This is a genomic window from Sphingomonas sp. GM_Shp_2 (genome assembly GCF_026540875.1).
In the GTDB taxonomy this organism is placed as follows: Bacteria; Pseudomonadota; Alphaproteobacteria; order Sphingomonadales; family Sphingomonadaceae; genus Sphingomonas; species Sphingomonas carotinifaciens.
Window position 1 is genome coordinate 43101 of record NZ_JALNUQ010000015.1, and the last position, 20973, is coordinate 64073.

18 protein-coding genes are annotated in these 20973 nt (G+C 68.0%); 6 read left to right on the forward strand and 12 right to left on the reverse strand.

Features of this window, described 5'->3' with window-relative positions; translation table 11 throughout:
- Window positions 1–17: 17 nt before the first annotated feature.
- The 3 genes from OXR08_RS07670 to OXR08_RS07680 are packed head-to-tail and all read left to right on the forward strand — an operon-like array spanning window position 18 to window position 3024.
- Window positions 18–1295, forward strand: coding sequence for an extracellular solute-binding protein (locus tag OXR08_RS07670; RefSeq protein ID WP_112383081.1), 1278 nt, complete (start codon window positions 18–20; stop codon window positions 1293–1295).
- Window positions 1292–2173, forward strand: a complete 882-nt coding sequence (locus OXR08_RS07675; protein ID WP_112383082.1) for a sugar ABC transporter permease — start codon at window positions 1292–1294, stop codon at window positions 2171–2173. The genes OXR08_RS07670 and OXR08_RS07675 overlap by 4 nt, the downstream gene beginning before the upstream one ends.
- Window positions 2173–3024: a carbohydrate ABC transporter permease gene (locus tag OXR08_RS07680; protein WP_267349162.1), complete on the forward strand. Its 852-nt coding sequence runs from the start codon at window positions 2173–2175 to the stop codon at window positions 3022–3024. Before OXR08_RS07675 ends, OXR08_RS07680 begins: the two co-directional genes overlap by 1 nt.
- 40 nt (window positions 3025–3064) lie before the next feature.
- Here the strand turns inward: OXR08_RS07680 and OXR08_RS07685 are convergent, their stop codons facing one another.
- The 7 genes from OXR08_RS07685 to OXR08_RS07715 all read right to left on the reverse strand — a co-directional run bounded on the left by OXR08_RS07685 (window position 3065) and on the right by OXR08_RS07715 (window position 13095).
- Entirely contained in the window at window positions 3065–3910 is an 846-nt protein-coding gene (locus tag OXR08_RS07685) for a hypothetical protein (protein WP_267349164.1), read from the reverse strand.
- Between the two features lie 70 nt (window positions 3911–3980).
- Window positions 3981–4991, reverse strand: coding sequence for a ferritin-like domain-containing protein (locus tag OXR08_RS07690; protein ID WP_112383084.1), 1011 nt, complete (start codon window positions 4989–4991; stop codon window positions 3981–3983).
- 54 nt (window positions 4992–5045) lie between these two features.
- Complete coding sequence (locus tag OXR08_RS07695) at window positions 5046–6029, reverse strand: ferritin-like domain-containing protein (RefSeq protein ID WP_112383085.1); 984 nt, start codon at window positions 6027–6029, stop codon at window positions 5046–5048.
- Window positions 6030–6646: 617 nt separating this feature from the next.
- Window positions 6647–9199 carry a PAS domain S-box protein gene (locus OXR08_RS07700; RefSeq protein WP_267349167.1) on the reverse strand — a complete coding sequence of 851 codons (2553 nt, stop codon included), beginning with the start codon at window positions 9197–9199 and terminating at the stop codon, window positions 6647–6649.
- Between the two features lie 51 nt (window positions 9200–9250).
- Window positions 9251–10339: a PepSY-associated TM helix domain-containing protein gene (locus OXR08_RS07705; RefSeq protein WP_112383086.1), complete on the reverse strand. Its 1089-nt coding sequence runs from the start codon at window positions 10337–10339 to the stop codon at window positions 9251–9253.
- Window positions 10339–12570, reverse strand: a complete 2232-nt coding sequence (locus OXR08_RS07710) for a TonB-dependent siderophore receptor (RefSeq protein WP_267349170.1) — start codon at window positions 12568–12570, stop codon at window positions 10339–10341. The genes OXR08_RS07705 and OXR08_RS07710 overlap by 1 nt, the downstream gene beginning before the upstream one ends.
- Before the next feature lie 84 nt (window positions 12571–12654).
- On the reverse strand, window positions 12655–13095 hold the full coding sequence (locus tag OXR08_RS07715) for a hypothetical protein (RefSeq protein WP_112383088.1): 441 nt from the start codon (window positions 13093–13095) through the stop codon (window positions 12655–12657).
- A 140-nt stretch (window positions 13096–13235) separates the two neighbouring features.
- On the opposite strand from OXR08_RS07715, the gene OXR08_RS07720 reads away from it, so the two are divergent.
- On the forward strand, window positions 13236–14129 hold the full coding sequence (locus tag OXR08_RS07720) for a crotonase/enoyl-CoA hydratase family protein (protein WP_112383089.1): 894 nt from the start codon (window positions 13236–13238) through the stop codon (window positions 14127–14129).
- A gap of 30 nt (window positions 14130–14159) precedes the next feature.
- Here OXR08_RS07720 and OXR08_RS07725 read toward each other — a convergent pair whose 3' ends face one another.
- Entirely contained in the window at window positions 14160–16094 is a 1935-nt protein-coding gene (locus tag OXR08_RS07725) for an EAL domain-containing protein (RefSeq protein WP_161555538.1), read from the reverse strand.
- A gap of 87 nt (window positions 16095–16181) precedes the next feature.
- Between OXR08_RS07725 and OXR08_RS07730 the strand changes: the two genes are divergently transcribed.
- Window positions 16182–16694: a hypothetical protein gene (locus OXR08_RS07730; protein ID WP_112383091.1), complete on the forward strand. Its 513-nt coding sequence runs from the start codon at window positions 16182–16184 to the stop codon at window positions 16692–16694.
- Between the two features lie 4 nt (window positions 16695–16698).
- Here the strand turns inward: OXR08_RS07730 and OXR08_RS07735 are convergent, their stop codons facing one another.
- Both OXR08_RS07735 and OXR08_RS07740 read right to left on the reverse strand, forming a co-directional pair.
- Window positions 16699–17997, reverse strand: coding sequence for a sensor histidine kinase (locus OXR08_RS07735; RefSeq protein WP_267349175.1), 1299 nt, complete (start codon window positions 17995–17997; stop codon window positions 16699–16701).
- Window positions 17994–18662, reverse strand: coding sequence for a response regulator transcription factor (locus OXR08_RS07740; protein WP_112383093.1), 669 nt, complete (start codon window positions 18660–18662; stop codon window positions 17994–17996). The genes OXR08_RS07735 and OXR08_RS07740 overlap by 4 nt, the downstream gene beginning before the upstream one ends.
- A 110-nt stretch (window positions 18663–18772) precedes the next feature.
- Here OXR08_RS07740 and OXR08_RS07745 point away from each other — a divergent pair, with 110 nt between their 5' ends.
- Window positions 18773–19285, forward strand: coding sequence for a hypothetical protein (locus OXR08_RS07745; RefSeq protein WP_267349177.1), 513 nt, complete (start codon window positions 18773–18775; stop codon window positions 19283–19285).
- 6 nt (window positions 19286–19291) lie between these two features.
- Here OXR08_RS07745 and OXR08_RS07750 read toward each other — a convergent pair whose 3' ends face one another.
- The gene (locus OXR08_RS07750) at window positions 19292–20572 is read right to left on the reverse strand and encodes a glycoside hydrolase family 130 protein (protein WP_112383095.1); all 1281 of its coding nucleotides are present in this window, start codon (window positions 20570–20572) and stop codon (window positions 19292–19294) included.
- 13 nt (window positions 20573–20585) lie between these two features.
- The gene (locus OXR08_RS07755; RefSeq protein WP_112383096.1) at window positions 20586–20789 is read right to left on the reverse strand and encodes a hypothetical protein; all 204 of its coding nucleotides are present in this window, start codon (window positions 20787–20789) and stop codon (window positions 20586–20588) included.
- Window positions 20790–20973: the final 184 nt, after the last annotated feature.

Sequence of the window (20973 nt, forward strand, 5' to 3'; positions counted from 1 at the left end):
CGTGCCACTAAAATAACATGGGTAACCCCTTCATCGTGCGCCCGGCCGGGCAGGCCGCGGGCATAACCCGGCGCACGATGCTCGCCGGCGCCACCGCGCTGGCCGCCTGCGCGCCCGGCCGGGACCCGCGGGCGCTGCGCTTCTGGGCGATGAGCTATGAGGGCGATTATGCACCGCACCTGATGCCCGCCTTCACCCGCGCGACCGGCATCCCGGTGGAGGTGCAGTCGCTGCCCTGGACCGCCGCGCACGAAAAGCTGCTCACCGCGCAGGCGGGCATGGCGATGCCCGACGTGCTGATGCTGCCCGCCGGCTGGGTGGGTGAGTTCGCGTTGGTCGGCGCGCTTGCGGCTGTGCCGGACCCGGCGTTGCTGGCCGGCGTCTTCCCCTCGACGCGCGCGGCGGGTCGCTACCGGGGGGATGACTATGCAGTGCCATGGTCGGTCGCGCCGCAAGCGCAATTCTTTGCCCGCGATCTGCTGGCGGGCGCGGGCTATGCCGCGCCGCCGCCCGACTGGGCGGGATGGCGCGCGATGGGAATGGCGCTGAAACGGCGTCGGCCGGACGAGTGGGTGTTCCTGATGCCGCTCAATTGGTGGGACGCGCTGTTCACCTTTGCCGGGCAGACCGGTGCCAGGGCCTTGCGCGACCAAAACACCCGCGGCGATTTCGCCGCACCCGCGTTCGTCGAGGCCCTGTCCTTCTACAAATCGCTGTATGACGACCGGCTGGCCCCCACCATGCTCTCCACCGAGTTGCAGGACCCCTTTGCCGCATTCGCGCAAGGGCGCTTCGCCGTCTATCCGCGCTCGCCCGCGATGCTGCTCGACCTGCGGCGCCGGCGCAGCGAAATGGCGGAGGATCGCTGGGGCGTCGCGCGCATGCCCGGCCCCCACGGCGCGGGTGCGGCAAGCGGGATCAGCGCCAGTCTGGCGGTCTCCGCCGAGACGACGCGCGCGGCCGATGCCTGGGCACTGGTCCGCCACATGACCGGCATTCCCGCCGAGCTGGAGTTCCAGCGCCTGATCGGCAGCCTGCCCGCGCGAATGGCGGCCTGGGCCGCGCCGCAGATGCAGGCGCCGGTCCTCGCCCCCTTTCGCGACCAGATGCAGTATCCCGCCCATGCCCCCGACATCGTCGAATGGGAACGCATCCGCATCGAGGTGCAACTGGTCGCCGAGCGACTGATACGCGGCCAGTTGACCATGCGCGAGGCGACCGCGACGATGAATGCGCGCGCCGATGCGATCCTTGCCAAGCGCCGGCAACTGGTCGCGGCGGGGCGGATCGCATGACGCGCCAGTCGCGCACCGCCTGGGCGTTCGTCGCGCCCGTGCTGGCGATCATCCTGCTGGTGCTGGTGGTGCCGACCGCGCTGGCCCTGGCGCTCAGCGTCACGGACTACAGCGTCTATGCGCTTGCCGACTGGGCCAATCTGCGGTTCGTCGGATGGGGCAACTTCTCGACGCTTCTGTCCACGCCGCTTTTCTGGCGCGCGCTGGGCAATACCGCGCTGTTCGCCGCGATCGGCGTGCCGATGGCGATCGGCACCTCGCTTCTCGCCGCGCTGCTGCTGAACGATGCCACGGTACGGTGGAAGCCGTTGTGGCGCGTCGCCTTGTTCGCGCCCTATGTGACCAGCGTGGTCGCGACCGCCACGGTGTGGCAGTTCCTGCTGAACACCCGCTTCGGCCTGCTCAACCGGGGTCTTGCCCTGCTCGGCATCGCGCCAGTCGACTGGTTGGGGAACCCAAGCCTGTCGATCCCGGCGATCCTGTTGTTCGTGACGTGGAAGATCTTTGGCTACAACATGATCGTGTTCACCGCCGCCTTGTCCGCGGTGCCCCACGAACTGATGGAGGCGGCACGGCTCGACGGAGCCTCGCGCTGGGCGCGCTTCCGCCACGTCACCCTGCCCGCGATCGGCCCGACGCTGCTGCTCGCCGCGGTGATGAGCGTGGCGGGGTTCCTGCAACTTTTCGCCGAGCCCTATGTGATGACGCAAGGGGGGCCATCGCAAAGCACGGTCACGGTACTCTACTTCATGTTCGACGAAGGCTTCAAATGGTGGAATCTGGGGCAGGCAAGCGCGGTGGCGCTGATCCTGTTCGTGCTGATCTTGGCCCTCACCGCGGTGCAGGCGCGCATTGGCCGGCGTTACGAGTGGCTGTGATGCGCCCCCGGATGCTGCGCGGCCTCGTCGCCAATGCGCTGGTCGCGGTGCTGGCCGCGCTCACCCTGCTCCCGCTCGGCTGGATGGTCACCGTATCCTTCATGCCGCGTGGGGAGGCGAGCCGGTCGCCCCCGCCCTTCTGGCCAAGCCGCTGGTCGTGGGAGAATTATCACGAGCTGCTCGTCCGCCGGCTGATCGACGGCGCGTGGTTCGACTACCGGGTGCTGCCGGCCTTGTGGAACAGTCTGGGCATCGCCGCGCTCGCCACGCTGCTGGCGCTGCTGCTGACCGTGCCGGCGGGCTATGCCTTTGCGAAGCTGCGCTTTGCCGGTCGCGCCCGGTTGCTCCGCCTGCTGGTGATCAGCCTGATCGTGCCGGGGCAGGTGGCGATGCTGCCGCTGTTCCTGATCCTGAAGGAGGTGGGGCTGGTCAACAGCTATGCCGGCGTGATCCTGCCCAGCCTGGCCGGCGTCTTCGCCATCCTGTTCGTCCGGCAGGCGGCGCTCGGCATTCCCGACGAGATGATCGACGCCGCGCGGCTGGACGGCGCGAGCGAGGCGCGCATCTTCGCCTCGATCGTGCTGCCGCTCCTGTCGCCGATCGTGGTCACGCTGGCGATGTTCCTGTTCCTGGCAAGTTGGAACGATTTTCTATGGCCGCTGATCGTCCTGTCGGACCAACATAAATACACGCTGCCCGTCGCGGTCGCCGCGATCGGGCGCGAACATGCCGCGGAGGGGGAGCTGATGATGGCCGCCGCGGTGGTGACGACGCTGCCCGTGCTGGCGATCTTCCTGGCGTTGCAACGTCACTACATGACCGGGCTGCTCGGCGGCAGCGTGAAGGGATAGGCGCGATCTGGGCCCACCCGAGGCGGGCCCAGATCGTCCGTCAGAAGCGGAAGCCCACCGTGGCCCGCATCGAGTGCCACCGGAACTTGTCGTCGGTGCGGATGAAGTCGGTTCCCGACGTGCTGCCGCCATTGGCCGCATTGGTGAACGGCGTCCCGGCCGCGCCGGTCGCGCGGACGACGTAATCATTGTCCTGATACTGGTGGTAGACATATTCCAGCCCGATCGACAGGTGCTGGCCGATGCGCTGCTCGATGCCGCCGCCACCCTGGATACCGAACTGGTTGCGCTTGCCGCTGCCGGTGAAGGTGTTGGTCGTGTTGGTCGATCCGAAGGCGCGGTCGATCCGGGCGTAACCGGGACCGAAGGTGCCGTAGAACAGCGTGGTGTCGTTGGGGGTGAAGCCGACGCGCCCCCGGATGCCGGCCTCCCAGTCGATGCCGCGGTTGAACACATAGCTCGCCGGGGTGCTGGAAAAGGCCGAAACGCCGTCGGTGATGTTGGTCGTGCCGAACTCACCGACGATGCCGACCACGATGCGCCCGCGCTGCGCATCGGCACCGATCCGCCCATAATAGGCCCAGTCGTCCTTGTCGTTGGCGCAGCTGCCGCCCGCGGCTGGGCTAAGCTGGTTGCGCGCCTGGCCATTGCAGAAGCCCGGCGAGAAGGCATTGGCGCCCGATCCGGTGCGGACCACGTCGCCATATTGCCCGTCCAGGTTCCGGTCGAACAAAACGCCGGAGCCGACATCGTTCGGCTGCACGTCATAGCCACCGGCGGCGCCGACATAGATGCCGTTGAACCCCCGGTCCGCATCCTGCGCCATCGCCGGCGCGGCGATCACGAGCGCCGTCGCGGCGCCAAGAAAACCCGTCAGTTTCATCATCTACTCCCTTCAATCGCTGCATGGGAGGGGGCACATGGGCCCCCTCCCGATCATCGCTTGGCCGTGAGGATCAGGGCAGTCCCACGCGAAGCGTCGGATTGGGGTTGTTGGTCCCGTTGGGGAAGAAGCCGCCCCCGTTCAGGTTCGCGCCGTTGGTGTTCAGATAGACGATGTTGTGCACCTGACGGCTGTTGCGGCTATAGGCGATCGCGTTCTCGTCGGCCGGAACGATGTTGGCGGCCCCGGCCGCGGTGGTGAGCCCCTGATCGGTATCGCCACCCTGGTCGAGCGCGTCGCGCGCGTCCGAGATGCGGCTGCTCGCCGTCAGCAGCGCCGCGGTGCCGACGCCGCGCGCGTACAGCACGGTCCGCACCAGACCGGCATGATAGGCCTCTGCCGCCAGGATGCCGGCCGCCGCCTCCAGGAACACCTTGCTCGTCAACAGCGGCGCCGCACCCTTGTAGGCGGTGACCCCGACATCCTCGAACAGATAGGCACCCAGCAGGAAGTTGTTGGGGTTGGCATAAGGGTTGAACGTTTCGGTAGCCCCGACCACGCCCGCCGCCCGCGCGGCCGCAGTGAAGGCGCCGCTGGCATCGCCCGATATGTTGATGTTGGGCATGGCGATCGCCGCCGACCCGAGCGCGGTGCGCAGAAAGGCGACGTGCGCCGCCTCGTCCGCCGCGATTTCGCGGGCATAGGCGCCGATCAGCGGGTCGCCGGTGAAGTTCACCTGCGCGCCGCCGGTGACGGTGCCACCCGCCGCGCCCGTGCCGCTGGCGGTCTGGCTGGCGGGAAGGCCGGTGCCGTTGACCGCGAACAGATAATATTGCGCTTCCAGATATTCGAGGTTCAGCGCCAGGTTCAGGATGTCGCTGTCGGTAACCGCGGGCGGCGCCGGGGTGGGGGTGGGCGTCGGCATCGGGGCATCGTCGCCCTCGGAATCGAAGCAGCCGGACAAGAGGGTCGCGCCGCCAAGGGCAAGGGTGCTGCCGCCGGCAACCTTGAGGAACTGTCGCCGGGCGGCGCGACGCGCGTCGGCTGCGGCGAGGATATCGAGCGCTTTGCGATGATCAATCATGAGAGTCATCCCGGATGAAAGGATAGGTCAGGGCATCTGGACGTGGCGGGACGCTCACGTGGTCGATCGGATGCTGCCGGTCACGCCATTGGGGAAGAACCCGCCCATGGTGGTGGTGGCCGCGTTCAGATAGACGATGTTCAGGACCTGACCGGGCGTCCGGCTATATGCCAGCCCGTTGACGTTCAGCGGCGCGATGTTGGAGGTCAGCGTGTTGCCGCTGCCCGACGGTGCGATGCCCTGATCGCTGTCCGGACCGATGCCACGGATCCGGTCTTCGGCCGGGCTGCCGTCCAGCGCGTCGCGGGCGTTCGAGATCCGCTCGGTCGCATCGATCAGCGCCGGAATGCCCTTGGCGTAGAGCGTCGTGCGCACGATCGCCGCATGATACGCCTCGACCGCAAGGATACCGGCCGCGGCCTCCAGAAACGTCTTGTTGGTGATGAGCGGTGCCGCGCCCTTGTAGGCGGTCACTCCGACATCCTCGAAGATGAAGGCGCCCAACAGGAAGTTGTTCGGATTGGCATAGGGGTCGAAGGTTTCGGTGGCGCCCACGACGCCTGCGGCCCGGGCCGCCGCGGTGAACGGACCATTGGCGGCACCGGAAATGTTGATGTTGGGCATCGCCACCGCCGCACTTCCCAATGCGGTGCGCAGGAACTGGACATGGGCCTGCTCGTCCGCGGCGATCTCGCGCGCATAGGCACCAACATTCGGGTCGCTGGTGAAATCGACGCGGGCACCGCCCGTGACCGTTCCCCCCGCCGTGCCCGACCCGGCCGCGGTCAACGCCGCCGGAAGACCTGTGCCGTTTACCGCGTAGAGGTAGAATTGCGCTTCCAGATATTCGAGGTTCAGCGCGAAGTTCAATATGTCGGCATCGGTGACCGCCGCCTGCGCTTTTGCCGGATCGGAATAGGCGAAGGCCGTGCCTACCGCCGCCGCGCCCAATGCAGCCGTGAAGAAAGCGCGACGGTCATTGCGCCTTTCAGCACGCGATTCGAGCGCATCAATTATCGGATCGATCTGATTGCCCATTACGCATCTCCTAGTCACTTATCCTTGTGATCACGTGCGTAACATGGCAAATTTCAACTTTGCAAGAGCATCTAACCCAGATTTACAAAAACTTACAAATCGCAGGTTTGCCAAACAGCAATAGCTCCGCGGCTTTCCCGCAGAGCGTGAACTGTTCCAGACAACCCTATACTCAACATGTACGTTAAAGATAATCTTCGATGCTTGCGACGGGCGGAGCCGAACTTCGATATCAACTATGGCAGACCGGATCGTCGAAGTAGCGCCTTCCCTGTGGCCTTCCGACAGAGCAGATACGCAGGTGAGGGGTAAATCGACGCATCTTCGCACAACTTTTCTCGCAATGTACGATTACGTACATGAAAGGCGCCGGAAAGATGTCGCGCACCGGCCCAATGGCTTTGCCCGCGGCAATTCCTTGGCGGCCTGACAATCGAATCACGACAACCCTGTCGCCCCCGTCAATCACGCGGTTCGATCGGTGAAAAGAGACAGCCGCGCCCGCACGCCCATGCATGCCACGCGCTTTGCTACCCTGCCCGGCCTTGTTCTACGGCAACCGGGATCGGCGAAAACACACCGTCGTCATCGATCGGCGCATCGCGGCGCCGGTCGCCTCACCCGATCCGGGCAGGCACCGACAGCGCCGCCAGGCTGGCGGCCAGATCCGCATGGCGGAACGGCTTGGTCAGCCGCGGCATATCGGCATCGATGCCGTCTTCCTCGGCATAGCCCGATACGATCAGCACCGGCAGCTCCGGATGCGTCGTCTTCAACAGGCGGGCCAGCTCGGCCCCGCTCATCCCCTGCATCAGATGGTCGGTGACCAGGATATCGGGCTCCAGCCCGGCGGACAGCAGCCGCAGCGCCTCTTCCGCCGACGTCGCCTCCACCACCGCATAGCTGAAATCGGCGAGCATCGCGGCGGTGCTCATCCGCACCAGATCCTCGTCGTCGACCAGCAGTGCTGTGCCCACCGCCTGCAAGGCCGGCGCGGCCTCGGGCAGCGGCTCGTCGTCGCTGACCGCGGTGGCGCTGATCGGCAGCCACAGGCTGATCGTCGTACCCGCGCCGACCGCACTGTCGATCGTCAGCCCGCCGCCCAGCTGCGCGGTCAGGCCATGCACCATCGACAGGCCAAGGCCGGTGCCCTTGCCGATCCCCTTGGTGGAAAAGAACGGCTCGATCGCGCGCTTCACCGTTTCGGCATCCATGCCGGAACCGGTATCGGCGACGCCCAACCGGACATAATGGCCCGGCGGAACGTCGCGCCCGTCGCCCTTGCGCACGCTCTCGCGGGCAGCGGCGATGGTCAGCCGTCCGCCATCGGGCATCGCATCGCGCGCGTTCACCGCCAGGTTCAGGAGCGCCATCTCAAGCTGGTTCAGGTCGGCGCGCGCTGGCGGCAGGTCGGGTGCCAGCGCGGTCTCGACGGCGATGGTCGGCCCCAGCGTCGATCCGATCAGCCCGGCCATGCTGTCCACGATCCGGGCCACGTCGACCGCCACCGGCTGCAGCGGCTGGCGGCGGGCGAACGCCAGCAGGCGCTGGACCAGGGTCTTGGCACGCTCGGCCGATTGCAGCGCGCCCTCGATCAGGCGGCGTTCGCGCTCGCTGCCCACCCCTTTGCGCATCAGCATGTCGAGCGAGCCGATGATCGGGGTCAGCAGATTGTTGAAATCATGCGCGACGCCCCCGGTCAGGCTGCCCATCGCCTCCATCTTCTGGCTCTGCCGCAGGGCTTCCTGCGCCGCCGCCAGCGCGGCCTCCCGCGCCTTGGCATCGCTCAGGTCGCGGCCGACCGCGACGAAGTTCACCCCGTCCGTCTCGGGCGAAACCGTCCATTCGATATGTTTCCAGCCGCCACCGCGCGTCGCGATCCGGTTTTCGAACCGGGTCGGCTGCCGCGTCTCGGCCATGTGCGCGATCGCCGCCAGCGTCGGGGGCGCATCCTCGGGATGCATGAAGCTGGCATAGCCGCGATCCAGCAGCTCCGCCTCGCTCCAGCCGAGCATCCGCGACCAGGCCGGGCTGACCGCGGACATCATGCCCGCATAATCGGCGCGCGCCAGCATGTCCTGCGACAGGTACCACAGCCGGTCGCGCTCCGCCGACCGCGCCGTCACCTGTTCTTCCAGCGTTTCGTTGAGCGTGCGCAAGTCTTCGGCGGCACGCGCCCGCTCGACCGCGGACTTCACCCGCTCGCCGACCTCCTGGACCAGGCTTTCCTCCGCCGCGGTCCAGTTGCGCGGGGTGGCGGACTGCACCGCCAGGATGCCGACCCACCGGCTTTCGTTGAACAGGATGACGTCGATGAACGCGCCCACCCGCCGATCGGCGAGCCCGCCGCGCGCCTCGTCGTTCAGCCGCGGATCGCCCGGCACGTCGTAGGAGACGACCGGCACCCCTGCCCGGTATGCGCCGAGCAGGTCCGGCCCGAACGCCTCCAGCGAATGATGGCCGACAATGGTGGGCACGTCGCGGAAATAGTCGCGCTCCACCGTCATGTGCCCGTCGGCGATCTCGGCATAGAACACCCGGCTGGCGCCCAGCCATTCCCCCAGCCGTTTCGAGGCCATGCTGGTGATCGCGGCGCGTGTGTCGAGCGGGCGAAGCGCATCGGACAGCGCCAGCAGGAAGGCGGTGCGCCGCTCCCCCTCCACGCGCGCCGTCGTCTCCGCCAGGAAGCAGATCACCCCGGCCGGCACGCCTTCGCTGTCGAGGACGGGGGAATAATCCAGGTCCATCCACACCTGCTCGGGGCGGCCATGGCGGTACAGCGTCAGTTCCTGGTCGTGATAATGCAGCGTGCCCCCGGCCAGCCCGACCTTCATCACATGGTCGTTGAAGTCGGCGACCTCGGCCCATCCCTCGCGCACGTTGGAGCCGAGCAGCTCGGGATGGCGTGCCCCGGCGAAGACCGAATAGGCATCGTTGTAGAGCATCACCCCGGCGGCGCCCCACAGCATCACGATCGGCACCGGCGAGCGCAGCAGGATCGCCGTCGCGGTGCGCAGCGCCTGGTCCCAGTTCTCGATCGGCCCGAGCGGCGTGCGCGACCAGTCCCGTTGCTCGATCAGCCGCGCACACGCGCCTCCGCCTGTCAGGAAACCCGGCCGGTTACGCTCGGCGACGCTCGATTCCGGTACTATGGTGCGATGGTCCGACAAAGCGGCGCCGATCTAGCGCAAAGCCGGGGCGCTGAAAACAGTTGATCGACATCAAGGCCTTGTATGCGCCCGGCGCCGACGCAGCCAGTGAAGGACTCCGGTGGCGAACAGCATGGCCGGCACCAGCCCCAGCACCACCGCCAGGATACGCGTCGCCACCCCTCCGACTGTGCCGTCATGCAGGGTTCGGATCCAGGCCGCCAGCCTCGTGCCCCGCCCGCCCCGCCGCACGTCATGGACCGCCAGCACCGCGCCGGTTCCCTGATCGACGAACACATAGCTGCCGGGAAAGCGCGGATGCGGATCGCCCGGCACCTGGAAGCGCATCCGCAGCGGGGCCTCGGGCGTCATCGGCACGTCGAAGAAGGTCAGCCGTCCGTCGGGCAGCGCCCGCTGCGCCACCGCCAGCGCACGGACGACCGGGATCCGCTGCGCCCCGGTGGCGGCGCCATGGGGCGCGGGAATGTCGGCGGGCGCGAACACCGCCTGGGCAACGCCGGGCAGGGCGAGCAGCACCCCGGTCGCGACCAGCACGAACAGCAACGCCATGCTCCACAGGCCCGCCAGCTTGTGCAGGTCGCGCAACCGGCGGATCGGCGCGGCTTGGCGCTTGAACGCCAGTGCCTTGCGCCATTCGCCCCGCGGCCACCATGCCCAGATGCCGGTGACCAGCAGTGCCAGCATCGCCACGCCGGACCAGCCGACCAGTTGGTGCCCGAATTCGCCGGCCAGCAACTGCATGTGAAGCTGGTACAGCCAGCTCATCAGGTAACCGCCCCAGGGCTCGGCGCGCACGATCCGTTTGCCGTCGGCGGAAAACCAGATCATCTCGCGGTCGCCGTGATGGCCGGGGGCGGGATAATAGCGCGCCGCGATCGGCCCGCCCTCGCCCGTCACCTCGAACGTCCATTTGCCGCCGGGATGATGCCGGCTCTGCATCCCCGTCGCCAGTGCGACGTCCCATACCGGCGACCGCCCACCGGGCGCGGGCGCGCCGCGCTCCACCTGCACTGCCGGGTGCAGCGCGGCGTCGATCCCTGTGTAGAAGACCAGCGCCGACCCCGTCAGACCGAGCAGCGCAAACAGCCCGCCCAGCGTTAGACCCAGCCACAGGTGCAGGCGCCGTGCGAACAGGCGCATCAGAACCGCGCCGCCAGCGCGACCTCGAACGATCGCGGTGCGCCGATATAGACGTTGGTGCTGGGGTAGCCGGAATATTCGCCGTAGAACGCATCGGTCAGGTTGCGTCCGCGCAGCGTAAGCGTCGCCTGCGCCGTGACGGGCAGGGACAGGCTGGCATCGACCACCGCATGCCCCGCCACCTGGATGGTGTTCGCGGTATCGGCGAAGAACGCCCCGGCATGGCGCACGAACCCGCCCAGCGTCACCCCGCCCCGGGTGGTATAGAGCGCGGAGGCGTTGAGGGTGGTGGCAGGCACGTTGACCGGCCGGTTGCCGCTCCGGTCGACGCGCACCCCGCCCACCACTTCGGACAGCGCATCGTACCGCGCCTCGACATAAGACGCTCCCCCCGCCAGCCGCATCCCCCTGGCCGGCATCACCACCGCGCTCAACTCCACGCCTTGCGACGACTGGCGACCGCCTTGCACGGACCGCGCCGGATCGCTCGGATCGCGCGTCAATATGTCCCGCTGCTCGATACGGTACGCCGCCCCGGTCACGCTCGCCCGGCCGCTCCACCCGCTCGCCTTGAACCCCGCCTCATACGCGCGCCCCCTGGTCAACCGAAACCGGCTATTCCCCACCGACGTCAGCAGGATCGAGGATACGGGCGACACCGCGGTGGTATATTGCCCGTAGAGCGTGACCCCCGGCACCACGTCCCAGGTCGTGCCCGCGCGCCAGGATACCGGGTCGAAGGTCGGGCTGTTGCGGTCCACCGCCCCGCCGACATTCTGGATCGTCGCGCGGTCGAGCGCCATGTGATCCCAGCGCACGCCGCCCACCAGCAGCCATGTGTTCGTCAGGTTCAGCGCATCCTCCGCAAAGACGGAGGTCTGTTTCAGCCGCGAGTCGAACGTGACGTCGCCGCTGGTGAAGATCGCGGGCGAGGTCGGGCGCGGCACCACCGCCGGGCGGCGGACATCGAACGCGGGCAGCGCGCTCGCCGGCGCCTGCCGGCGCAGGCTGCTGAAATCGGTGTCGTTATGCTCTACCCCCAGGCTGAAGCGATTGCGCAAGCCCCCAACCGGCCCGTCATGGCCGATCACCCCGCGCGCGTTCCAGAAGCGGTGGTCGTGTCGGAAATCCTGATAGCTCTGGATGAAGCTGCCGTTCGGAAAGCCGGCGCTCGGCGCCCGGAACACCTGATTGTCCGCCAGCAGGAACGCGCGCTCGGCGGTATAGCCGGTCAAATCGATCGCCAGCGTCCAGCCGCCTGCCACCTGCCAGTCCAGCCGGGTGCGCAGCGTCGTCTCGTCGCTGCCCGAATAGGCGCCTAGCGGGTTGTAGTTGCGCCGGCGCAGGGCCCGGTCGGCAACCAGTCCGCGGTTCGAGTGCACCGCATCGGTCGGCCGCAGCGCAAAGGCCGCCGGGATCAGCGGCAATCCCTGATAGGTGGCGTCGTAGCGGTCCTCGAAATGCTCCACCGCGACCAGGAGCGACAGGCGATCACCGGGGCGCCACAGCGCACTGGCGGTCAGCCCGGCCGAAAAACTGTCGTTATTGTCGACATCGTACAGGCTGTCCGACCGCTGATAGCTGGCATCCGCCCGCACCGCGAGCTCGGGCGACACCGGCAGGTTGACGCCACCGGCGGCGAACACGGTGCCGAAGCTGCCCGCACTTACCAGCATGTCGACATGCCGCTCCCCCGCCACGGGCTTGCGCGTCACCTTGTTGATGACGCCGGCCAGCGCCCCTTCGCCATACAGAACGGAGGCCGGGCCTTTCAGCACCTCCACCCGGTCGTAATGCCAGATATTGGTGTCGCGCTGGACGACGGTGGAGGCCGATACGCGCACCCCGTCCTGCAGGATCGACACCGTGTTGCCGGCAAAGCCGCGCAAGGTCACCACCGCGGGATTGCCTGGCACATTGCCCGCAATCGCCCCCACCACGTCGTTGAACGCCTCGCGCGCGGTGCGCAGGCCGCGGATCTGCAATTCGTCCTGGGTCAGTATCTCGATGCTGGCCGGCGTCTCGCGGATCGACAGGCCCAGACGGCTTCCCGCCTGCGCGCGGTCGTCCAGCTTCAGCGGGTCGCGCTGCCCGGTCACGACGATGGTCGACGCCGGCGTCGCATCGCCCCGCACAGCCGATGTCGAAGGATCGCGCGCCTGCGCGCCCGCCATGGTCGTCAGCAGGAGGCAAGGCACGGCAAGCGCCGCCCCGAAAACTGGTCTGGTCATGATCGATGCCTTTGACCGGCCCGACGCTCACGCCGCCGGGCCGCAGAACAAACACGCGCAGCGGCCAGGCCGAAACGCGAGCGGTCAAAGGTGGAGCGGTGGTCCTCGCAAGGGCGGCCGAAGATAGGCGGGCCCCGACGGCATGGGCAGCAACACCCCCGCCAACCCGATCGCCATGACGAAGGCGATGAGCGCGGCGAGTTGCACGGGATCGACCGCGCCCAGGCTGGCGGTCGACAAGCCGGAAAAGGCGCAGGGCATCTCCGCCCTGCCGTGATCGCGCGCCTTTCCGTGATTTTCCGGCGCGCGGTGATCGGCCATCTCGCCGTGCATGGCCGGCATCGGCATGGCGGCGACCGGATCCCCTGCCGGCGCGGCGATACCGGGACACAGGATGATGGACAGGCGGCCGTGATCGCTGCCGATCATATATCCGGCCGGGATCAGCAGCTTCATCAGCAACGCCGCCGCGCAGATCAGCACGGCCAGACGGCGTTGCGCCAGAAGATGCCGGACGACCTGCACATGCGCCGCCTACCGGTATCAACCCCCTGTGTCACCCGGACAATTTGCCCCTTTGGTGCGGTTCAGGCGAATTCCCGCGCAGTGCATCGCCGATCTATCCTCAGGCGGCAGCATCACGCTGCGCTTCCAGAGGAAAACCCATGACCATCCACGATCCCTCCGTCGCGGCCGGCCTGCACACCCGCCCCGCGGCCGACCCCGCGCCGCTGTTCCGCCTCGCGCAACTGGACGTTAGCCATGATCCCGATCTGGACACGCTGTGGACCTATATGCGCCCGCGCACCCGGCCCAGCTTCAATCCCGACCTGCTCGGGGAATTCGCCCGCTGGCAGGACGACATCGTCCGGGCCAGCATCACCGGGGCGATGCGGATCCGCTATCTGGTGCTCGGCTCCAGCTTTCCCGGCATATTCTCGCTGGGCGGCGACTTGGACCTGTTTTCGCAGCATATCCGGGCCGGCGACCGGGCGGCACTGGTCCGCTATGGCCGGGCCTGCGTCGCGATCCTCCACCGCAACATGCTGGGGCTAGAACGCCCCATCGTCACCATCGGGCTGGTCCAGGGCGATGCGCTGGGCGGCGGGTTCGAGGCGCTGCTGTCGTTCAACGTCGTCATCGCCGAGCGCGGCGCCAGCTTCGGCCTGCCCGAAACGCTGTTCGGGCTGTTCCCCGGCATGGGGGCGCACTGCTTCCTGTCGCGTCGGCTGGGTGCGGCACGTGCCGAACAGATGATCCTGAGCGGTCGCACCTACAGCGCGGAGGAGCTGTACGACATGGGCCTCGTCCACGGCCTTGCGGAGCCCGGCGAAGGGCGGCGCGTGGTGGAGGACTATATCCGCCACAATCGCCGGCGCCACAGCGCGCACTGCGCGATCTATGAAGCGTCGCGCGCGGTCAATCCGCTGACCCTGGCCGAGCTTGAGGCGGTGGTCGACCTGTGGGCCGATGCCGCCCTGCGCCTGAGCGAAGGCGACCTGAAACTGATGCGCCGCCTGATCGGCGCACAGACCCGCCTGCTGGAGAAGGCCGGCTGATCCGGCCAATTCACTAGCTCGGCCTCCCGACTAGCTCGGGTTGTCACCGGCGAACATGGCCTCCACCATGTTCGCCGGCATCGGCTCCGCCAGTAGGAAACCCTGTACCGCATCGCAACGGGTGCGGCGCAGCTGATCCATCTGCGCCTGCGTCTCCACCCCCTCGGCGATGGTGCGCATGCCCAGCTTGGCCGCCAGATCGACCACGGTCTGCACGATCGCGATCGACGCGGGGCTGCGTTCCAGGTCGGTGATGAACGACCGGTCGATCTTCAGCGTCTGGAACGGGAACTGGGTCAGGTAGCTGAGCGAGGAATAGCCGGTACCGAAATCGTCCAGCGTCGTGCAGACCTTGATCCGGTTCAGCGCCTCCAGCGCGGCCAGCGAGGCGTCGACATCGTCGAGCAGCACGGATTCGGTCACCTCCAGCGTCAACCGCTCGGGTGGCAGGCCGGTGGCATCCAGCGCATCGGTGATGACCCGCGCCAGATTGGTGGAGCGCAACTGGATCGGCGACAGGTTGACGGCGATCGTGACCTCGTCCGGCCAGCTTTTCGCCGCGCGGCACGCCTCGTGCAACACCCAGGTGCCGATCGCCACAATCTGGCCATTGTCCTCCGCGACCGGAATGAACTCGGCCGGGGACACCGCCCCGTATCGGCGATTGGTCCAGCGCAGCAGCGTTTCGCACGAACGGACCCGCCCGCTGCCCAGATCGAAGATCGGCTGGAACATCAGGTGGAACTCGCCGCGCTCCAGCGCCCCGTGCAACTCGGCACCAAGCTGCCGGCGCCGCTCGATCTTCTCGTCCATGACCGGCTCGTAGAAAAACAACTGCCCCCGCCCGCCCTCCTTGGCGCGGTACAGCGCCAGGTCGGCGTTCTTCAGCAGGGTATCGGCGTCACCGCCATTTTCCGGGGCGATAGCGACACCGATCGACGCGGTGGTGCGCAGCGTATGGCCGCCGTGCAGCACCGGCTGCTTCACCAGTTGCAGCATGGTGCGCCCGATCTCGGCCGCGCCTTTGCCGTTCGGGGTGGAACAGATGATCGCGAACTCGTCCCCGCCCAGGCGCGCGACGATGCCGCTGTCGCCGAACGCATCCTTCAGGCGCTTGGCCACCGCGACCAGCAGCGCATTGCCCGCCAGATGCCCGAAACTGTCGTTCACCTCCTTGAACCGGTCCAGATCGAGCCACAACAGCACCAGCTTGCCGCCCGCCACCGGCAAATGCCGCAACCGCGCCTCGAACCGCTCCCGGAAATCGGTGCGGTTGGACACGCCGGTCAGGTCGTCGCGCCGCGCCAGCAGCGCATGATGCTCGGCCAGCGCCGCGTTTTCGGCCGACACCGTCGTCGCCTTCAGGATCGCACGATAGGTTTGCAGCGTGATGTCCATCATCGCCACCACGAACAGCAGGATGACGACCGCCAGAACGGCCTTGAGCGGCTGCAGCGCGATCAGCAGCCCGACCACCAGCGGCAGCGACGCGCAGCACAGCTGCGCCAGCGCGATCAACGGCCGCCCGGCATTACGCCCGGCGATCCCCGCGGCATAGCCGATCGCGGTGGTGACGGAGAGCAGTTGCAGCACGCCGTGGTCGGTGCGGGTCAGGGTCAACAGCCCGAACAGCCCGAGAAGCCCCGAATAACTCAGCGCCCCCAGCCGGTAGCCGCGTTCCTGTCGCCGCACCGATGCCGCGCCGCGTCGTTCGTGCCGGTACAGCCGCACCGCATCGCCGATCCGCACCAGACCGACCAGGCCGATCAACAGCCCGCACCAGATCAGCCAGGCATCGCCGCTATACCAGCCGACCACGGCCGCGATCGCGCTGCTGGTCAACGCGCCGATGATCAGCGATTGCGGAGAGGCGTACAGCGATTCCACGAGCACCGCACGCACCTGTGCGGTGATCCGTTCGTCGGAATGCCGAACTTGCCTCAGCCGATCGATCAAGCGCGTCATACCCATCTCCCACGCGCCAACTATCGGCTTTTACACAACAACCATAGCGCCTTGTCGCCGATCGCCGGGTTCGGGCGTTTACCGGTCATGCCTGCCAAGCTGAAGGTCTTCCGAACGCCGATCGGATTTCACGACGCCTATGTCGCCGCACCCAGCCAGAAGGCGGCCCTGACCGCCTGGGGGGCGGACGTCAATCTGTTCGCGCGCGGCGCAGCGGAGGTGGTGACCGATCCCGCCCTGACCGCCGAACCGCTGGCCCGTCCCGGCGAGGTCGTGCGCAAGGCGCGTGGGTCGATCGCCGATCACCTTGCCGCCCTTCCCGCCTCGAAACCCCGGCCTACACCTTCTGCCAGGCCGGCCCGAAAAACCCCGCCGCGCCCGTCGCGCAAATCCCTGGACGCCGCCGAGGCCGCGTTGGAGGACGCCGAACAGGCTTATGCGGCGGCGCGTGCGGCGGTGGAGGCACGCGAGGCGGCGATCCGGCGCGAACGCCGCGAACTGGACCGCGAGCATGAGCGCACCGCCGCCCGGCTGGAAAAAGTCCGCGCCCGCGCGGAGGCGGCATATCGCGCGGCCATGGCCGCGTGGCGGGACGGCTGACGCCCTATCCGCGCGGCAGGATCACCGTGACCAGCAAGCCACCGGCGGCACCCGTGGCAAGCTCCAGGCGCCCGCCATACAGCTCGCTCAACTCGCGCACGATCGCCAGCCCGAAGCCATGCCCCTCGCCCCGTTCGTCCAGCCGCACGCCGGGCGCCAGCGCGCGTTGCCGCGCGTCCGGGGCGATGCCCGGCCCGTCATCCTCCACGCAGAGGCGGACCCCGCCCGCGATCGCCTGCCCCCTCACGTCCACGCGCCCGGCCGCATGGCGCACCGCATTGTCGAGCAGATTGCCGAGCAGCTCGTCGAAATCCCCCGGCTCAATCGCGGCGTGAAGGCCGGGGGCAATGGCGGTGTCGATGGCGACGCGCCCGCCGCTCAGCTTGCGCAAGGTGGCGGCCAGCGCCCCGGCCGCCTCGGCGATGTCGGTATCGGGGCGTCGCCCCACCACCCGGTCGCGCGCGCGGGCCAGATGATGGCGCAACGTGGCATCGATCCGGTCGACCAGATGCGCGCGCGGCGGATCGTCACGCAGCTCCAGCGCGAGTGCGGCCACCGGGGTCTTGAGCGCATGCGCCAGATTGGCCGCCGACTGCCGCGCGGCGGCCAGCGCGGCACCGTTGGCGCGGACCAGCGCGTTCAGTTCCTCCGCCAGGGGACGCAGTTCGGCGGGCTGATCCTCCGGCACCGCATCGGCACGCCCGTCGCGCACCGCGACGATCGCGCGCTCGATCGCGCGCAGCGGTCGCAGGCCGTAAAAGACCTGGACGACCGCAGCGACGGCAAGCAGCACTATTAACAGGGCGAGCAGGGTCAGCAGCGGCGCCACCGCATCGCGAATGGGTCGCTCGACGATCCCGCGCGGTGCCGCCGCGCTAAGCACGACGGGCCCGCCGCCGGTCGCCAGCACCACCTCGCGCGCGTGCAGCGGCGCCCCGTCCGGCCCCCGCCCGCGCCGGGTACGCGGCCGGTCGTGATGGCGCACGGGCCCTTCGTCGGGGGCCAGCAGGAAGGTGTCGCTGGCCGTCACCCCGCCCGGCCCGGCGATCCGCCAGTCCCAGCCCGGACCCGCCTCCAGCGCCGGGCGCACCGCCGCCAGCCGCGCTGCGTCGATGCGCCCATCGGCTCTCACGCTGCTCGCCAGCAGAGCGATCTGCGCATCCAGCCGCCGGTCGATCCCGTCGGTCACCACCCGCGTCAATATGCCCGTCGCCGCCACCGCCGCCAGGACCAGCGCCACCATCCCCGCCACCACCGACAGCGCCAGCATCCGCACCCGGATCGATCGCGGCCACGCCCTCACCGCCGCCCTTCCGCCGTCAGCCGGTACCCCCGCCCCCTCACCGTTTCGATCAGCTCGGCCCCCACCTTGCGCCGCAACCGTCCGATAATCACCTCCAGGCTGTTGGAATCGCCCTCGGCGTTCATCTCATACACCCGCTCGATCAGCGCCCCCCGCTCGATCACCGTGTCCTTCGACAACATCAGCGTCGACAACACCCGCCACTCCAGACCGGTCAGCCGAAGCGGAAAGCCGTCCCGCTCGAACCGGCCGCTCTGGCTGTCATAACTGAGCGGCCCGCAAGTGATGGTCGTCGCCGCATGCCCGGCCGCACGCCGGACGATCGCGCGCAGCCGCATCATCAGTTCCTCGATACGAAACGGCTTGGTCAGGAAATCGTCGGCGCCCGCCTTGAACCCCGCCACCTTGTCGGACCATCCGTCGCGCGCGGTCAGGATCAGGACGGGCAACCCATGGCCCGCCTCCCGCCAGGCGCGCAGCACCGATACCCCGTCGCGCCGTGGCAGCCCCAGATCCAGCACGGCGGCGTCATAGCTCTCGGTATCGCCCAGATGCTCGGCATCGATGCCGTCGGTGACGAGATCCACGACGCAGTTCTCCGACCGCAGCGCCTTGGCGATGGCGGGGCCCAGATCGGCGTCGTCTTCTACCAACAGGATGCGCATCGCGCGTTCGCTACCCCCTCAGGCTAAACCGAAACTGAACCGCGGGGTTCAGCGAAGCGCCCACCGGGCGGCGCTATCTGTCGGTCGACAACAAGGCAAAGGATCATGTCATGGGCAAGTTGAACGATCGGATCACGCGGATGTCGTCCGGCGGACGGGCGGTGCTGGCGGTGACGCTGCTTGGCATCGGCGCTGCGGCGGGCGGTGCTGGCGGCGCCGCCCTGTCCCACCCCGCGATCCAGATGGCACCCACCGTCGCCACACCGATTGCACGACTGGCGACCTCGCAGGGGATCGTGACGATCAGGGGCCGGGTGGCGGAGGTCTATGGCGACCGTTTCGTCATGGCCGATGGCAGCGGCCGGGTGATGGTCGATGCCGGCCGTCCCGATCACCCGCCCGTCGCGGGGCAAACGATCTCCGTTCAGGGGCGCTTCGACGATGGCCAGCTCCGTGCCGCCTATCTGGTGTCCGCCGACGGCACGGTGGAACAGGTTGGGCCACGCCCCGGCCATGGTCATCCGAAGGAAGGGCCCGGTCATCGCCCCGGCCCCGGTCGCGACGAGGATCGCGACGGAGCGCCCGGCGACCGCGATGCGCCGGTGCCGCCCCCGGCCGGCTGAGCCGCCTTACACCATCACGCTCAACAGGTCGTCGACGCTGCCCACGGCAAAGGCGCTGAATTCATCGCCAATGGCGTAGGGCAGCAGCACCCGGCGCTTATGGAGCAGCGCGCCGCAACTATAGGTGACGTTGGGCACATAGCCGCCACGCTGTTCCGCACTGGGGAACAGCAGCGGCGAGGGCGTGCGCGCCAGTACCTTGGACGGATCGTCCTTGTCCAAAAGGCAGGCGCCCACGCAATATCCGCGCACCAGCCCCACGCCGTGGGTAAACACCAGCCAACCCTCGTCGATCTCGATGGGCGACCCGCAATTGCCCATCTGCACGAATTCCCAGGGGTATTTGGGGCGCATGATGATCTCGCCGGTTTCCCAGCAATGCAGATCGTCGGACCGGAGCAGCCAGATATTCTCGTTGTCCTGCCGGCCCAGCATTACGAAGCGGCCATCCACCCGGCGGGGGAACAGCGCCATGCCCTTGTACGCCGCCATCGCCCCGGCCAGCGGCCGCATCTCGTAGGTGCGCAGGTCGATGCCGCGGATCAGCTCGGCCCGCGCGTCGCGCCCGTCAAAGGCGGTATAGGTGCCGATGATGCTCCGGGTGCCATCGTGATCGGTGAAATGCACCATGCGCAGATCCTCCACGCCCTGCCGCTGACTGGGCAGGATCGGGAAGATCACCGTTTCGGATATGTCCTGGCTTTCCTCGGAACACAGCCGCACCCAGCCGTCATCGTCGCCCTTTTCCACGCGCGGGGGTACGCCCTGCGAACTCGGCGGATCGATCACCAGCCCGCTGCCCCCGTCCCAGCTACCCGACCGGAAGGTGACGGACGAAACGTGCCCCTCGCCCACCCCCCGCAACGAGAGGATGAAGGCGATATTGTCGTCATCCGGGTCCTGATCGGGAACCGGCACGATCGACGGGTTGAACAGCGCAGCGCTTTCGAACGCATATTCCTGGCTGAAATACGCGCCGATCAGCAACCGGTCGCAACTCGCCTCCACCGTCACGCCCAGTTGATCCTTCACCTCCTCGAACCGGCGCAGAAACACCTGATCGACGTTGCGATGCCGGGTGCGCATCGCATGGTGCAGCAGATCCAGGATACGCTGGCGCATCGCCGGGTCCAGCGCCATCAGCCGCGCGGCCACCGCCTCCGCCCGTGTCGGTCGCCCATCGCTGAACGCATCGGGATAGTTGAAGCTGAACGGCCGGATCACCGTGCGCGAGGGGTCGGGCTTCAGCGTAATGTCCAGCGTGTGGAAAACGTCGGCGGCTTTCATCACTCAAGATCTTTCATGGAAGTTCGCGAATATCGGGAAAGCTGTGATCCGACGGATGGTCCTCTGCCTCTCCGGTCGCGAAGATCGCGACGTCGCCCGGCATGATCTCCATCTTTGCCCAGCGATCCCAGCCCATATGGATGAAATCCGGCGGACCGAAGATGCGCACCGCGCGGGCATATTCGTCGCCGCGAAAGCCCACGAAGTGCAATGCCACGAATCCCAGTCTAGGCCGTTCCTTCGCGCCGGGCGCCGACGATCATGCGGCGTGCGATCTCGCGCACCTGTTCGTCATTCTTGTCGTCGCCCGCGGCCGGGTCGCCGAGATGGTCGAGGCTGTTTTCCAGAAAGTCGAGCAGCCCGGGATGCTTGTTCTCGACATATTCCATCAGCTTGAACAA